Source organism: Streptomyces sp. NPDC050264 (assembly GCF_040655895.1).
Lineage (GTDB): Bacteria > Actinomycetota > Actinomycetes > Streptomycetales > Streptomycetaceae > Streptomyces.
Map to the genome: position 1 here is coordinate 54,338 of NZ_JBFAKV010000004.1, position 13,828 is coordinate 68,165.

Here is a 13,828-nt window from a genome sequence, read left to right on the forward strand (position 1 = left end):
ACCCGGCCGAGTCGTCGGACCCGGTCGCGTCGTCAGACCCGGCCGAGTCGTCGGACCCGGTCGCGTCGTCAGACCCGGCCGAGTCGTCGGACACGGCGGGCTTGGGCGCCGAGGCCTCGTCCCGGGCCACCTGACCGACCTCGGCCGCCTGAGCCGCCTGGCCAACCTCAGCTGCCGCGGCGGCCTCTGCCGCTTCGGTGGCCTGTGCTGCCTGCGCGCCTTGCGCTGCCTGCGCTGCCTGCGCGGCCTGCGCGGCCTGCGCGGCTTCGGCGGCCTCGGCGGCCTGCGCTGCTTCCGCTGCTGCCTGTTTGTCTGCTGTTTTGCGGGCTGCCGCGAGTTCCTTCGGTTCTTCGGCTGCCGGGTCGAGGGCGGGCGGGGACGGGACCGTCCACATCCATTCGCGGAGCTTGTCGCGCTCGTGGGTGAGTTCGTGGATGTCCGTCTCGGCGTACTCGAACTCCGGGGACCAGAACAGCGCGTCGAAGGGGCACACCTCGATGCAGATACCGCAGTACATGCAGAGGGAGAAGTCGATGGCGAAGCGGTCGAGGACGTTGCGGCTGCGCTCGCGGCCGCCCTCGACGGCGGCCGGGACCGTCTCCTTGTGGGAGTCGATGTAGATGCACCAGTCGGGGCACTCACGGGCGCACAGCATGCAGACCGTGCAGTTCTCCTCGAACAGGCCGATCACGCCGCGGGTGCGGGGCGGGAGTTCGGGCTGGGCGTCCGGGTACTGCTCGGTGACGGTCTTCTTCGTCATCGTGCGGAGGGTGACGGCGAGGCCCTTGGCCAGGCCGGACCCGGGGATCGGGGGCACTAGTTGATCGCCACCTTCACGATTCCGGTGAGCGCGATCTGCGCGAGGGCGAGGGGGATGAGCGTGGTCCAGGCGAGTTTCTGGAGCTGGTCCTCGCGCAGCCGGGGATAGGACACGCGCAGCCAGATCACGACGAAGGCCAGGACCGCCGTCTTCAGCAGCGTCCAGACCCAGCCCAGTCCTTCGGAACCCCACGGCCCGTGCCAGCCGCCCAGGAAGAGGACCGTGGTCAGGCCGCACAGGACGACGATGCCCGCGTACTCGGCGAGGAGGAAGAGCGCGAAACGCAGCCCGGTGTACTCGGTGTACGCGCCGAAGATGATCTCGGAGTCGGCGACCGGCATGTCGAAGGGCGGGCGTTGCAGCTCGGCGAGGCCCGCCACGAAGAAGACCAGGGCACCGACGATCTGCCAGGGCAGCCACCACCACGCGAAGGCGTCGACGATGCCGGGCAGCGAGACCGTGCCGGCCGCCATGGCCACCGAGGCCGCCGCGAGCAGCATCGGGAGTTCGTAGGCGAGGAGCTGGGCGGCGGTGCGCAGGCCGCCGAGGAGGGAGAACTTGTTGGCGCTGGCCCAGCCCGCCATCAGCGAGCCGAGCACGCCGACGCCCATCACCGCGAGTACGAAGAAGATGCCCGCGTCGATGACCTGGCCGACCGCGCCGTCACCCGGCCCCACCGGGATCGCCAGCAGGACGATGAGGTACGGCAACAGGGCGACGGCGGGGGCGAGTTGGAAGACCCGGCGGTCGGCGTCGGCCGGGACCACATCCTCCTTCTGCGCGAACTTGACGCCGTCGGCGACGAGTTGGGCCCAGCCGTGGAAGCCGCCCGCGTACATGGGGCCGAGCCGGCCCTGCATGTGGGCCATGACCTTGTGCTCGGTCTGGCCGACGACCAGGGGCAGCACCAGGAAGGCGACGAAGACGACGACGAGGCGCAGGGCGACGTCGAGAGCGTCGTTCACTGCTTGCCTCCGTCGGTCGTGTCGTTGTCGGTCGTGCCGTTATCAGTCGTGCCGTTGTCGGTCGCGTCGGCGCCGGTCGTGCCGTTGTCACTCGTATCGGCGCCGGTCGTGCCGCTGTCAGTCGCGTCGGCGCCGGTCGTGCCGCTGTCACTCGTATCGGCGCCGGTCGTGCCGCTGTCACTCGTATCGGCGCCGGTCGTGCCGTTGTCACTCGTATCGGCGCCGGGTTCCGCCGACGCCGGGTCCGATTTCGCGTCCCGCTTCGGCTCGGCCTCGTCGAACGCGGGCTTGGCGTGGTGCCAGGGAGCGTCCGAGGAGCGGGCCGGGGCCGGTCCGTTCTCCGGGGCCGCGTCCGGCGCGGGCCGCTGACTCGCCGAGCCGTCGGAGACGCTGCGCGCACGCCGGGCGGGCCGCGCCGCACGCGCCTCCCCCGCCGGGGCATCCGGAACAGCCGGGGCATCCGAAGCAGCCGGCGTCTCCGAAGGAACCGCACCCTCCGGAGCAGCCGCAGCAACCCCCTGGCTCGCCGAACCCTCACTGACCGACCGCGCCCGCCGGGCCGGACGCTCGCCCGGCCCACCCGACGCGGCCCCAGCCGCACCCGCACCCGCCCGCCCCGCACCCCGCGCCGCTCGTGCCGGACGGGCCGGGGCAGCCGGCATCTGGCCCTTCATCGGGCCCCATTCGTTCGGGTCGGGGACGCCGGGCGGCAGCATCTGGCGCCGCTTCGGGCCGCCGTGTTCGGACTCTCCGGGCTCCTTCGCGCCGGGCCATGCCTTGGCGACGCGCGCCGCGAGCACGAAGTCCTTGCGCAGCGGGTGTCCTTCGAAGGTGTCGGGGAGGAGGAGCGGAACCAGATGCGGGTGGCCTTCGAAGTCGACGCCGAACATCTCGTGCGTCTCGCGCTCGTGCCAGGCCGCGCCCGCGTACACGTCGACCGCCGACGCGAGGACCGGCGCGGCGTGCGGCACGGTCGTGCGCAGCAGCAGACGGCGTACGGAACGGGGGGCGACGGCCGCGACGTGCGCGCACACGCGGAAGCCGGTCTCCGGTTCGTCGACGGCGCTCAGCCAGTCGAAGTACGTGCAGCCCAGTCGCGTACGAGCCGTTTCGAGAGCGGTGATCCAGGAGGCGGCGGGGACGTCGACCGTCAGCAGGTCGTACGCCTCCTCGACGGTGGCCTCGGCGCCGAACAGTTCCTCGACGGGGTCCGGCAGCCAGCTCATCGGTCACCACCCACGGCGGGCGGCTGGACGAGGCCGCTGCTCAGCGCCGCCGCGGAGGGCCGGCCGGCCGCGGCGTCGGCGGAGGCGTACCGCTCGCCGAGCGACTCGCGCGCGATCTTCTCCTGGAGTTTGAGGATGCCCTGGAGCAGTGCTTCCGGCCGGGGCGGACATCCGGGCACGTACACGTCGACGGGGATGATCTGGTCGACGCCCTTGGTCACCGAGTACGAGTCCCAGTACGGGCCGCCGCAGTTGGAGCAGGCGCCGAAGGAGATGACGTACTTCGGCTCGGGCATCTGCTCGTACAGGCGCTTCACGGCCGGGGCCATCTTGTCGGTGACCGTGCCGGAGACGACCATCAGGTCGGCCTGGCGCGGGCCCGGCGCGAAGGGGATGACGCCGAGCCGGATGAAGTCGTGCCGCGCCATGGACGCGGCGATGAACTCGATGGCGCAGCAGGCGAGGCCGAAGTTGAAGACCCACAAGCTGTACCGGCGGCCCCAGTTGAGGACCACCTTCATCGGCTCGGGGGCCAGGCGCGAGAGCACGCCAAGCCGCTTCGGCTCCGGGAGGAGAACGGGCACGGGCTCGGGGGTCACGTCACTCACGCCCATGTAAGGACGCCCTTCTTGTATGCGTACAGCAGGCCCACGGCGAGGAAGCCGAGGAAGATGAACATCTCGACGAGGGTCGTCGCGCCGTATCCCGGCGCGGCGAAGACCGTGGCCCAGGGGAAGAGGAAGATGGAGTCGACCGCGAAGATCACGTAGAGGAACGCGTACACGTAGTAGCGGACCTGGGTGTGTGCCCAGCCCTCGCCGACGGGGTCGACGCCACACTCGTACGTGAGGAGTTTCTCGGGGGTGGGGACCACCGGGCGGAGCAGTCGTCCCGCGCCGAAGGCCACGGCGACGAACAGCACGCCGACGACGGCGAGCAGTCCGACCACCGAGTACGACTGGAAGTAGTCGTGGGCATAGCCGTCGGAGGTGTCCGCCGCGATGACGGTCACGGTGGGTCCCGTCACGTCTGTCGCCCCTCGCGTGTTCGTGTTCGACGATCTGTACGCACGGGAGTCTAGGGCCTGTTAAAGGGACGGTAAGCCTCCTGGGTCCGGCCGTCGCCCTCGGCGGGGTGGGGTTATCCCCCGTTCCTCCCGGCCGGTCCGCCTCATGGCGCCGCGCGTCGCGCGCAAGGCACTCTTTCGCTATGACCGACCCACTGCACCCGCCCGGGGCCGCGGACGACGACCGCCCGGTGCTGCCGTCGCCGCGTTTCGCCTACGACAGACACACCTGGAAGGAGATCTCGTTTCTCCTGACCAGCTTTCCGCTCGCCGTCCTCGGGTTCGTGTACGCGCTCACGATGCTGGCGCTCGGGGCCGGCCTGACCGTCACCGTGATCGGGCTGCCGCTGATCGCGGCGGGACTGACCGGCGCGCGGCTCCTCGGCAGGGCGGAGCGGGCACGGGCCCGGAAGCTGCTCGGGGTGCGGATCGACGAGCCGAGCCCGTTGCCGCGCCGGCGCGAGGACGGTTTCTTCGGCTGGCTGTGGAACGGGCTGAAGGACCCGGTGGGCTGGCGTGCCGTGCTGTACGAGCTGATCCGGCTGCCGTGGGGCATCCTGACGTTCGTCGTGACGCTGGTCGGCCTGTTCGTGCTGTGGCCGGTGCTGCCGTTCGTCGCGCGCGGCCTGACCAACGCGGACCGTGCCATGGTGCGCGCTCTGCTGTCGCCCTCCGACGAGCTGGAGCGGCGGATCGCGGAGCTGGAGTCGGACCGGGGTGTCGTGGTCGACACGGCGGCCGCGGATCTGCGGCGCATCGAACGCGATCTGCACGACGGCGCGCAGGCCCGCCTGGTCAATCTGGCCATGGGGCTCGGCCTCGCCAAGGAGAAGCTCCTGGAGGATCCGGAGGCGGCGGCCACCATGGTCGGCGAGGCGCACGGTGAAGTGAAGCTCGCGCTGCGGGAGTTGCGGGATCTGGCCCGTGGCATCCACCCGGCGGTGCTCACCGACCGCGGCCTCGACGCGGCGCTCTCCTCGATCGCCTCGCGCTGCACGGTCCCGGTGAAGGTGACGGCCGACCTTCCTGCGCGGCCCGCCGAGGCGATCGAGGGCATCGCGTACTTCACGGTCTCCGAGCTCCTGCAGAACGTCAGCAAGCACAGCCGCGCGACCAAGGCCTCGGTCGACGTGTGGCGGTCGGACGAGCGGCTGCTGATCCAGGTGCAGGACGACGGACAGGGCGGCGCCAGCCTCGACAAGGGCACCGGCATGTCCGGGCTCGCGGAGCGGCTCGGCGCGGTCGACGGGCTCTTCGTCGTGGACTCGCCGGACGGCGGCGGAACGACGGTCACGGCCGAGCTGCCGTGGCGCGACCGGTCGTAGCAGCATCCCGGGGGTAGGGAAAACCCCCGGTCGAAGACGCCGACCCGCCGCATGGCCCGGGGCCCCGCCCCCCGGGGACCCTGGAAACAGAGCAGCGGACCCGAGCAGAAACGGACGACACCCATGGCCACGCAGCAGTACGGATACCGAAGCGAGTACTCGTACGACGACGAGCCCTGCCCGCGGCGGCACGGGCTCGGCCGTCTGCCGGCCGGGCTGCGGGCGCCGGTCGAGGGGCGTGCCTGGCGGGAGTTCGCCTACCTGCTGCTGAGCCTGCCGATCGCCGTCGTGGCGTTCGTCTGGTCGGTGACGATGATGTCGCTCGGTGCCGGACTGCTCGTCACCTTCATCGGGGTGCCGGTGCTCGCGGCGGCGCTGGCCGGGACGCGTGGGCTCGGCGCCGTCGAGCGGGCGCGGGCCCGGGGGCTGCTCGGCCTGGAGGTCGGTTCGCCGGAGCCGGTGCGGCCGCGCGGCGGCGGACCGCTGGCCTGGATGGGCGCGACCCTCAAGAGCGGCGTCTCGTGGCGGCATCTGCTGTACAGCGTGCTGCACTTCCCGTGGGCGGTGTTCTCCTTCTCCGTGGCGATCGCGTTCTGGACGACGGGCTGGTCACTGCTCACGTACCCGCTGTGGCAGTGGGTCTTCCCGATGTACGCGGGCCAGGCCGGTATACAGCTGTACGGCGACGAGTCGCACTCCGTGTACCTGAACAACCCCTTCGAGATCACGCTGACCGCGGTGTTCGGCCTGCTCGTCACGTTGGCGACGCCGTGGATCATCCGGGCGCTCACGACGGTGGACCGGGTGATGGTCGGCGGGCTGCTCGGTCCGTCGCGGCTCGCGTCGCGCGTGGTGGAGCTGGAGTCGGACCGGGGTGTCGTCGTCGACACGGCGGCCGCGGATCTACGACGCATCGAACGCGACCTGCACGACGGCGCGCAGGCCCGCCTGGTCAGCCTGGCGATGGATCTGGGCCTGGCCAAGGAGAAGCTGAGCGAGGACCCGCGGACGGCGGCCCGCATGGTCGACGAGGCGCACGGCGAGGTGAAGACGGCGTTGCAGGAGCTCCGCGACCTGGCGCGCGGCATCCACCCGGCGGTGCTCACCGACCGCGGCCTGGACGCGGCGCTCTCCTCGGTGGCGTCGCGCTGCACGGTCCCGGTGACGGTGGAGGTCGACCTCGAGGAGCGCCCGGCGCCCGCCATCGAGGGTATCGCCTACTTCACGGTCTCCGAGCTGCTGCAGAACGTCAGCAAGCACAGCCGGGCCACGCGGGCGACGGTCGACGTGTGGCGTACGCGTGACCGCCTCATGCTCCAGGTGGCCGACAACGGGATCGGCGGAGCGGCCGCCGCCACCGGCTCGGGCCTCGCGGGCCTGACCGGGCGCCTCGACGCGGTCGACGGCATCCTCCTGGTCGACTCGCCGACGGCCGGCCCGACCCGGATCACGGCGGAACTGCCCTGGCGCCGGGCGTGACAGCCGCCCGGACCCACTGAACACCCGACGGAACACCCGACGGAACATCTGGCCGAACAACCCACCTCTCCCGCCCATTTCGGGCCCCCGCGCGGAGGAATCCGCCCCTCTTCCCGCAGCGTGGGCGCACCCCGGTCCGGATCCTGGAATGCTGGACCTGTCAGAACTGGCCGCTGTGACAGGTGCGCAGCGGCGCTGGGGGGCCGAAAAACGTGGAGGACAGGGTGCGGGTGGTCATCGCCGAGGATTCGGTGCTGCTCAGGGAGGGCCTGACCCGGTTGCTGACCGACCGCGGGCACGAGGTCGTCGCCGGTGTCGGTGACGGGGACGCGCTGATCAAGACCATCAACGATCTGGGCGCGCAGGACCAGCTTCCCGACGTGGTCGTCGCGGACGTACGGATGCCGCCCACGCACACCGACGAGGGTGTGCGCGCCGCGGTGCAGCTGCGCGGGAAGTTCCCCGGGCTCGGGGTCCTGGTCCTTTCGCAGTACGTGGAGGAGCAGTACGCGACCGAACTGCTGGCCGGATCGAGCCGCGGGGTGGGCTATCTGCTCAAGGACCGGGTGGCCGAGGTACGGGAGTTCGTGGACGCGGTCGTCCGTGTGGCCGAAGGGGGCACGGCGCTCGACCCGGAGGTCGTCGCGCAGCTGCTCGGGCGCAGTCGCAAGCAGGACGTGCTGGCCCATCTCACCCCGCGCGAGCGCGAGGTCCTCGGCCTGATGGCGGAGGGCCGGACGAACTCGGCGATCGCCCGGCAGCTCGTGGTGAGCGACGGCGCTGTCGAGAAGCACGTGAGCAACATTTTCCTGAAGCTGGGCCTGTCCCCGAGTGACGGGGACCACCGTCGCGTTCTGGCCGTTCTGACCTACCTGAACTCCTGATTACCTGACACCCTGTCAGGTATCGCGGTGGGCCGGGCGCCGGACCAGAACCGAAGGGCGAGCGCAGTGCGTCTTCCAGATCGCTTCGAGTGCGCCTCCAGGGGGCTGGCAGATCATGACAGAACGGGGCGACACGCCGTCTCGAAATCAAGTCCGTCCTGCGAACGCTCAGAGGAAGGCACCCCTTACAGACGTAGGGTGGGCCTGGGGTAGGCCAGTGGGACGGGTCTGCCCGGACAGCCGCCTCGAGGGAGGTCCAGTTCAGTGACCAGCCAGGTCAGTAGCCCAGCCGAGCAGGCCGACGGGACCGACGGTGCAGTGGTCGGAGAACAGCGCACAGTCGCGGGTGAATCGAGCAAGGACGTACGGCGTCTGGACCGGGTGATCATCCGGTTCGCGGGTGACTCCGGTGACGGGATGCAGCTCACGGGTGACCGGTTCACCTCGGAGACGGCGACGTTCGGCAACGATCTGTCGACGCTGCCGAACTTCCCGGCCGAGATCCGGGCACCCGCCGGAACGCTGCCGGGTGTGTCGTCGTTCCAGCTGCACTTCGCGGACCACGACATCCTCACGCCGGGCGACGCGCCCAACGTACTGGTGGCGATGAACCCGGCCGCTTTGAAGGCGAACATCGGCGATGTGCCGCGCGGCGCGGAGATCATCGTCAACACGGACGAGTTCACCAAACGGGCGATGGCCAAGGTCGGCTATGCGGCCAGTCCGCTGGAGGACGGTTCGCTGGACGGGTTCTCCGTGCATCCGGTGCCGCTGACCACGCTGACCGTGCAGGCGCTCAAGGAGTTCGAGCTGTCCCGCAAGGAGGCCGAGCGCTCCAAGAACATGTTCGCGCTGGGCCTGCTGTCGTGGATGTACCACCGGCCCACCGAGGGCACCGAGAAGTTCCTGAAGACCAAGTTCGCCAAGAAGCCCGAGATCATGAAGGCGAACCTGGCGGCGTTCCACGCGGGCTGGAACTTCGGTGAGACCACCGAGGACTTCGCGGTCTCCTACGAGATCGCGCCGGCCACCACCGCGTTCCCGACGGGCACCTACCGCAACATCTCCGGGAACCTGGCGCTGTCCTACGGGCTGATCGCCGCGTCCCAGCAGGCGGATCTGCCGCTGTACCTGGGCTCGTACCCGATCACTCCGGCCTCCGACATCCTGCACGAGCTGTCGCGGCACAAGAATTTCGGGGTGCGCACCTTCCAGGCGGAGGACGAGATCGCCGGGATCGGAGCGGCGCTGGGTGCCGCGTTCGGCGGCTCCCTGGCGGTCACGACCACCTCCGGGCCCGGAGTGGCGCTGAAGTCGGAGACCATCGGGCTCGCGGTGTCCCTGGAACTGCCGCTGCTGGTGGTGGACATCCAGCGCGGCGGCCCCTCGACGGGGCTGCCGACCAAGACCGAACAGGCCGATCTGCTGCAGGCGATGTACGGGCGCAACGGGGAGGCGCCGGTGCCGATCGTCGCCCCGATGACGCCGGCGGACTGCTTCGACGCGGCACTGGAGTCCGCCCGGATCGCCGTCACCTACCGCACCCCGGTGCTGCTGCTCTCCGACGGCTACCTGGCCAACGGGTCCGAGCCGTGGCGCATCCCCGAGGTGGACGAACTCCCGGACCTGCGCACCCAGTTCGCGACCGGCCCGAACCACACGCTGGACGACGGCAGCGAGGTGTTCTGGCCCTACAAGCGCGACCCGCAGACCCTGGCACGGCCGTGGGCGATCCCCGGCACACCCGGACTCGAGCACCGGATCGGCGGGATCGAGAAGCAGGACGGCACCGGGAACATCTCCTACGACCCGGCCAACCACGACTTCATGGTCCGCACCCGCCAGGCCAAGATCGACGGCATCACCGTCCCGGACCTGGAGGTCGACGACCTCACCGGCGACGCCACGACTCTGGTGCTGGGCTGGGGTTCCACGTACGGGCCGATCACCGCTGCGGTGCGCCGGCTGCGCGGGGCGGGCGAGGCGATCGCGCAGGCCCATCTGCGCCACCTCAACCCCTTCCCGCGGAATCTGGGCGAGGTCCTGCGGCGTTACGACAAGGTGGTGATCCCCGAGATGAACCTCGGTCAGCTCGCCACCCTCATCCGGGCCAAGTACCTGGTGGACGCCCACAGTTACAACCAGGTCAACGGAATGCCGTTCAAGGCTGAGCAGCTCGCCACGGCTCTCAAGGAGGCCATCGATGGCTGATACGCAGACCAGGGAGTCCACGGAAGGGACCGGAGGCGGCACCGAGACGCTTCTCTCACTGGTCCCCAAGGCCGAGGCCAAGCAGTCCATGAAGGACTTCAAGTCCGATCAGGAAGTGCGCTGGTGCCCCGGCTGCGGTGACTACGCGGTCCTCGCCGCCGTTCAGGGCTTCATGCCCGAACTCGGCCTGGCCAAAGAGAACATCGTCTTCGTCTCCGGCATCGGCTGCTCCTCCCGCTTCCCGTACTACATGAACACGTACGGGATGCACTCCATCCATGGCCGCGCTCCCGCCATCGCCACCGGCCTCGCCTCCTCCCGCCGCGACCTGTCCGTGTGGGTCGTCACCGGCGACGGCGACGCCCTGTCCATCGGCGGCAACCACCTCATCCACGCCCTGCGCCGCAACGTCAACCTCAAGATCCTCCTCTTCAACAACCGGATCTATGGCCTGACCAAGGGCCAGTACTCGCCGACCTCCGAGGTCGGCAAGATCACCAAGTCGACGCCGATGGGCTCCCTGGACGCCCCCTTCAACCCGGTGTCGCTGGCCATCGGCGCCGAGGCCTCCTTCGTGGCCCGCACCGTCGACTCCGACCGCAAGCACCTCACCGAGGTCCTGCGCCAGGCCGCCGACCACCCCGGCACCGCGCTGGTCGAGATCTACCAGAACTGCAACATCTTCAACGACGGCGCCTTCGAAGTGCTGAAGGACAAGCAGCAGGCCGAGGAAGCCGTCATCCGCCTGGAACACGGCCGGCCCATCACCTTCGGCGCCGACGACTCCAAGGGCGTCGTACGGGATGCGCGGACCGGGGACCTGGCCATCGTCCCCGTCACCGACGAGAACCGGGACCAGATCCTGGTCCACGACGCGCACGCCGCGTCCCCGACCACGGCCTTCGCGCTGTCCCGCCTCGCCAACCCCGACACCCTGCACCACACCCCCATCGGTGTGCTCCGCAACGTCGAACGGCCCGTCTACGACACCCAGATGGCCGACCAGCTCGACACCGCCATCGAACAGAACGGCAAGGGCGACCTCGCCGCGCTTCTCGCCGGCGGCGACACCTGGACCGTCGTCGGCTGACGTCGGTCCCGGACTCGGACATGGGCAGGGCCCGGATGCGCGGTCGCATCCGGGCCCTGCCCATGGTGGTCGCCCTTGGTTCCGGGTCCTGTCAGGCGTCCGGAAGGTCGCGCTTCGCGCTGACCATGGTCGCGCGGGTGATCACCACCACGCGCTCGCCGGGATCGAGCGTCACGCCCTGCGGAAGCCGCCCCCGGAGGGAGTCGGTCGCATCGGTGCCCACGACCGCGAAGTTGCTGTCGCTCAGCTCGAAAATGTCCGGGCAGGTCTCGCCCGAACCGCAGCCCCTCAGACGTGGCGCGTCGCCCATACGACGAACGATCTTCACTTGGGGAATCCTCCGGCCTGGGCGACAACTGGGTGCTGACCTTTCCCGACCCGGTCACGCACCGCAAAACGCTGCTGGGCCAAACGGCAGAGGGGAAAGAACCTCCCCATCCTTCTGCCGCTCCGCCCCTCCCGACAGCCGAACGCCGCAACATGTCCGTAGTACGACCTTTCCCGGTCTGTCGGACACTGCGGACGTTCACCGGTTCGAGCGGACATCCCCGGCGCACCCGGTCAGTCCGCAGATGTGTCCGGGCCTACGACCCACCATTCCTCGGGGTCGGTGGCCAGTTCCTCGATGATGCTGTTCAGCGCGTCTCTGACCCGTGCGTCCAGCGTGTCGGGGGCGAGGCTGCGCCGGTGATCCACTGTGCGCGTCCAGTACAGCTGGAAGATCTCGTTGCGGCACAGGACGCGCAGATGGCCGATGAGTTCGTCCCAGCAGAACGCGCCCACCCGGTGCGCGAGCAGCAGCACGGCGTACTCCCGGTTCACCCACAGCATCAGCCGCCGCTCCCGGTCCGACAGATCCGGCAGCGTGCTCAGCGCCGCCGCCAGGTCCGGATCGTCGATCGCGCGGTCCAACTGGTCGAGAAACAAGGAGTGTTGACGGAGTACGTTCGCCCGGCTCATTTCCTCGACGAGCCGCTCCAGGAGTTCGTCCCGGCGGCGACGGCGGCCGAATCCGGCGCGCAGGCGGGAGCCCATCCCGCGCAGGGGCGATGTCAGTGTGGCCATGGCGAAGAGACCCCCCGGTCGGCGCAGCGGGCGGAGCATTCCACCTCCAGGGTGCCGAGCCGGGCCGGGCGGCGCGGGAGGCGGACAGGGGGCGCACAGGTGGATGGCGGGTTTGGTGTATACCGACGCCCTACCGGGTGTGTGCCCCCGTGTGCCGTGGGCATGCCGGGCCGAACGGCCCTCCATGGCCTGAATCCCTTGCCAGGGCGGCCAGTTACGTCAGGCGGACGACCTGGCCGCCCGGACCTCGTCGTACCTCTCTCGCGCCTCGGCCACGTCGGCCATCCGCCGCTCCGTCCACTCAGCGAGCGCGCGCACCTGGGCCGCCGCCTCCCGGCCGAGACCGGTGAGCGAGTAGTCGACGCGCGGCGGGATCACCGGTTTGGCGTCGCGATGCACCATGCCGTCGCGCTCCAGGGTCTGCAGCGTCTGCGTGAGCATCTTCTCGCTGACCCCGCCGATCTCCCGGCGCAGCTCGCTGAACCGGAACGAGCGCTCCTCCAGAGCGAGCAGCACCAGGACACCCCAGCGGCTCGTGACGTGCTCGAGGACCAGGCGCTGCGGGCAGATGCCCTCGCCGGCCGGCATCGTCCACTCCCGCACCTTGGTCATCTTGGCTCTCCTTCGCGGGCGTGTGCTTGGTCGTGTGCTTGGTCGAGTGCGGTCGAGTGCGGTCGAGTGCGGTCGAGTGCTTCGTCCACTGCTCATTCGCTTACTTACTCGCGCGACAGTACCTTACTTCAAAGTGGGTACTTTCTAATCCACAGCGCTGCCTTTACGGTGGGGAAGAACCACCCACCCAAGGAGAATTCCGTCATGAGCCTCGTCATCACCGGAGCCACCGGACACCTCGGCCGTCTCGTCGTCGAAGGGCTGCTCGCCGCGGGCGTGCCGGCCGGGGAGATCGCCGCCGTCGTACGCGACAAGGAGAAGGCCGCCGGCCTCTCCGCCCGCGGCGTCGAGCTGCGCATCGCCGACTACAGCGCCCCCGAGACGCTGACCGGCGCCTTCCGCTCCGGCGACAAGGTGCTGCTGATCTCCGGCAGCGAGGTCGGGCAGCGCGTACCGCAGCACCAGGCCGTGATCGACGCCGCGAAGGCCGCGGGCGTGGCCTCGCTCGCCTATACCGGCGTGCTCGGCGGCCCGGACGCCGACTTCGCCCTCGCCGACGAACACAAGGTCACCGAGCAGGCGATCCTCGACTCCGGGCTGCCCTACACGTTCCTGCGCAACGGCTGGTACCACGAGAACTACACCGGGAACCTGGCCCCGGTCCTGGAGCACGGCGCCGTTCTCGCCTCCGCGGGCGAGGGCCGGGTCGCCTCCGCCTCCCGCGCCGACTACGCCGCGGCCGCCGTCGCCGTACTGACCGGCGAGGGTCACGAGAGCGTGGCCTACGAGCTGAGCGGCGACGTCGCCTGGTCGCTCGCCGAGTACGCCGCCGAGGTGGCGAAGCAGTCCGGCAAGGACATCGTCTACCGGGCCGTCACGCCCGAGGAGAACCGGGAAGTGCTGCTCGGCGCCGGGCTGCCCGCCCCGTTCGCCGACATCCTCGTGGGCGTCGACACCGCCATCGGGCAGGGTCTCCTCGCCCGGCGGAACGGGGACCTCGCCCGCCTCATCGGGCGCCCCACCACGCCGCTCGCCGACGCCGTCGCCGACGCCCTGAAGTAGCCCGGTCCGACGTCAGGACCGTA

13 protein-coding genes and 1 pseudogene are annotated in these 13,828 nt (G+C 70.2%); 6 read left to right on the forward strand and 8 right to left on the reverse strand.

All coding sequences use genetic code 11. The annotated features are described in order from the left end of the window. Window positions 1–214: 214 nt before the first annotated feature. From AB0J02_RS07705 to AB0J02_RS07725, 5 genes and pseudogenes are all read right to left on the reverse strand, one after another. Window positions 215–817 (reverse strand): annotated as a pseudogene (locus AB0J02_RS07705) (NADH-quinone oxidoreductase subunit I); the annotation flags it as partial. Beyond that, the gene (locus tag AB0J02_RS07710) at window positions 817–1,785 is read right to left on the reverse strand and encodes a complex I subunit 1 family protein (RefSeq protein ID WP_363192679.1); all 969 of its coding nucleotides are present in this window, start codon (window positions 1,783–1,785) and stop codon (window positions 817–819) included. The gene AB0J02_RS07710 and the pseudogene AB0J02_RS07705, both read right to left, overlap by 1 nt. Then, entirely contained in the window at window positions 1,782–3,011 is a 1,230-nt protein-coding gene (locus tag AB0J02_RS07715) for an NADH-quinone oxidoreductase subunit C (RefSeq protein ID WP_363192680.1), read from the reverse strand. The genes AB0J02_RS07710 and AB0J02_RS07715 overlap by 4 nt, the downstream gene beginning before the upstream one ends. Further along, window positions 3,008–3,625 carry an NADH-quinone oxidoreductase subunit B family protein gene (locus AB0J02_RS07720; protein ID WP_363192681.1) on the reverse strand — a complete coding sequence of 206 codons (618 nt, stop codon included), beginning with the start codon at window positions 3,623–3,625 and terminating at the stop codon, window positions 3,008–3,010. Before AB0J02_RS07720 ends, AB0J02_RS07715 begins: the two co-directional genes overlap by 4 nt. Then, the gene (locus tag AB0J02_RS07725; RefSeq protein WP_363192682.1) at window positions 3,616–4,038 is read right to left on the reverse strand and encodes an NADH-quinone oxidoreductase subunit A; all 423 of its coding nucleotides are present in this window, start codon (window positions 4,036–4,038) and stop codon (window positions 3,616–3,618) included. Before AB0J02_RS07725 ends, AB0J02_RS07720 begins: the two co-directional genes overlap by 10 nt. Before the next feature lie 182 nt (window positions 4,039–4,220). Between AB0J02_RS07725 and AB0J02_RS07730 the strand changes: the two genes are divergently transcribed. The 5 genes from AB0J02_RS07730 to AB0J02_RS07750 all read left to right on the forward strand — a co-directional run bounded on the left by AB0J02_RS07730 (window position 4,221) and on the right by AB0J02_RS07750 (window position 11,066). Beyond that, a complete protein-coding gene (locus AB0J02_RS07730; RefSeq protein WP_363192683.1) occupies window positions 4,221–5,402 on the forward strand; it encodes a sensor domain-containing protein in 1,182 nt (393 codons plus the stop codon). 123 nt (window positions 5,403–5,525) lie between these two features. Continuing rightward, on the forward strand, window positions 5,526–6,881 hold the full coding sequence (locus AB0J02_RS07735; RefSeq protein WP_363192684.1) for a sensor domain-containing protein: 1,356 nt from the start codon (window positions 5,526–5,528) through the stop codon (window positions 6,879–6,881). Between the two features lie 224 nt (window positions 6,882–7,105). After that, window positions 7,106–7,765, forward strand: a complete 660-nt coding sequence (locus AB0J02_RS07740) for a response regulator transcription factor (protein ID WP_363193028.1) — start codon at window positions 7,106–7,108, stop codon at window positions 7,763–7,765. A 264-nt stretch (window positions 7,766–8,029) separates the two neighbouring features. Then, on the forward strand, window positions 8,030–9,976 hold the full coding sequence (locus tag AB0J02_RS07745; RefSeq protein ID WP_363192685.1) for a 2-oxoacid:acceptor oxidoreductase subunit alpha: 1,947 nt from the start codon (window positions 8,030–8,032) through the stop codon (window positions 9,974–9,976). Further along, window positions 9,969–11,066 (forward strand): 2-oxoacid:ferredoxin oxidoreductase subunit beta, encoded by a 1,098-nt coding sequence (locus AB0J02_RS07750; RefSeq protein ID WP_363192686.1) that lies wholly within the window; start codon window positions 9,969–9,971, stop codon window positions 11,064–11,066. The genes AB0J02_RS07745 and AB0J02_RS07750 overlap by 8 nt, the downstream gene beginning before the upstream one ends. Window positions 11,067–11,157: 91 nt before the next feature. On the opposite strand, the gene AB0J02_RS07755 is transcribed toward AB0J02_RS07750, so the two are convergent. From AB0J02_RS07755 to AB0J02_RS07765, 3 genes are all read right to left on the reverse strand, one after another. After that, window positions 11,158–11,394, reverse strand: a complete 237-nt coding sequence (locus AB0J02_RS07755; RefSeq protein WP_363192687.1) for a hypothetical protein — start codon at window positions 11,392–11,394, stop codon at window positions 11,158–11,160. Between the two features lie 233 nt (window positions 11,395–11,627). Further along, window positions 11,628–12,131 carry a DUF6082 family protein gene (locus AB0J02_RS07760; protein WP_363192688.1) on the reverse strand — a complete coding sequence of 168 codons (504 nt, stop codon included), beginning with the start codon at window positions 12,129–12,131 and terminating at the stop codon, window positions 11,628–11,630. Between the two features lie 219 nt (window positions 12,132–12,350). Continuing rightward, window positions 12,351–12,743: a helix-turn-helix domain-containing protein gene (locus AB0J02_RS07765; protein ID WP_363192689.1), complete on the reverse strand. Its 393-nt coding sequence runs from the start codon at window positions 12,741–12,743 to the stop codon at window positions 12,351–12,353. Window positions 12,744–12,947: 204 nt separating this feature from the next. Between AB0J02_RS07765 and AB0J02_RS07770 the strand changes: the two genes are divergently transcribed. Next, window positions 12,948–13,805: an SDR family oxidoreductase gene (locus tag AB0J02_RS07770; RefSeq protein WP_363192690.1), complete on the forward strand. Its 858-nt coding sequence runs from the start codon at window positions 12,948–12,950 to the stop codon at window positions 13,803–13,805. Window positions 13,806–13,828 lie beyond the last annotated feature (23 nt).

Bases quoted from the DNA above. Each gene is read 5' to 3' on its own strand.
- AB0J02_RS07760 (WP_363192688.1), bottom strand. From the start codon at position 12,131: ATGGCCACACTGACATCGCCCCTGCGCGGGATGGGCTCCCGCCTGCGC.
- AB0J02_RS07735 (WP_363192684.1), top strand. From the start codon at position 5,526: ATGGCCACGCAGCAGTACGGATACCGAAGCGAGTACTCGTACGACGAC.
- AB0J02_RS07770 (WP_363192690.1), top strand. From the start codon at position 12,948: ATGAGCCTCGTCATCACCGGAGCCACCGGACACCTCGGCCGTCTCGTC.
- AB0J02_RS07715 (WP_363192680.1), bottom strand. From the start codon at position 3,011: ATGAGCTGGCTGCCGGACCCCGTCGAGGAACTGTTCGGCGCCGAGGCC.
- AB0J02_RS07730 (WP_363192683.1), top strand. From the start codon at position 4,221: ATGACCGACCCACTGCACCCGCCCGGGGCCGCGGACGACGACCGCCCG.
- AB0J02_RS07765 (WP_363192689.1), bottom strand. From the start codon at position 12,743: ATGACCAAGGTGCGGGAGTGGACGATGCCGGCCGGCGAGGGCATCTGC.
- AB0J02_RS07720 (WP_363192681.1), bottom strand. From the start codon at position 3,625: ATGGGCGTGAGTGACGTGACCCCCGAGCCCGTGCCCGTTCTCCTCCCG.
- AB0J02_RS07750 (WP_363192686.1), top strand. From the start codon at position 9,969: ATGGCTGATACGCAGACCAGGGAGTCCACGGAAGGGACCGGAGGCGGC.